The 623-nt window shown below is 38.5% G+C and carries 1 pseudogene; it reads right to left on the minus strand.

The annotated features are described in order from the left end of the window. Positions 1–623 (minus strand): annotated as a pseudogene (locus ACYQ0N_RS15370) (hypothetical protein); the annotation flags it as partial.

Below are 623 nucleotides of genomic sequence, written 5' to 3' on the forward strand. Positions count from 1 at the left end.
ATATGAGATAGAATTTCGGTATGGTTTTCTTCTGTAACTCCGTTATATCCAACCTCAATAGAATAGCTGATCGGGTCTGCGCTGTCCATTTTCCATGAGCAATCCACCACTAAAATAGTGTTCATTGCCTTATAATATGTAGTATGGCTACTCCACATCTTCCGCAGTTCCATGAAACTTTCTTCCCAATTGTCATACCACTTCTCGCTGTCAACAATCATGTATTGTGAAAAATGAGTAGTTGTGGCGCTTACGGTTGAGTTCTCCCAGTTTCGGGTTGTGGGCATTTCTTCAAAAATCTGTTTTTCTTCATTATACCAGAGAATAATTAAGTTGTCAAACTTAGTATCGCCCAGCTTTGATTTATCAATTTTAAAGGTAATTGTAGCAGATTCAAAGCTTGTTTCCGAAGTAAAGTTAAACGGCTCGCCTATCATGGCATATACATCGCTTGACATTGCGTCAATTCCGTACATACTTTCAATTGTAAGATTTCTTTCAAGACTGCCGTTTGTGTCCATGTCAACCTTGATTTCCGTAATCGCTTTGTCATAAGTCTCAACAGACTGATTTTTTGATTGAGTGTAAACTTCATCTCCGTCAAGTATTCCGTTGCCGTTTGT

Source organism: Ruminococcus sporogenes (genome assembly GCF_054655175.1).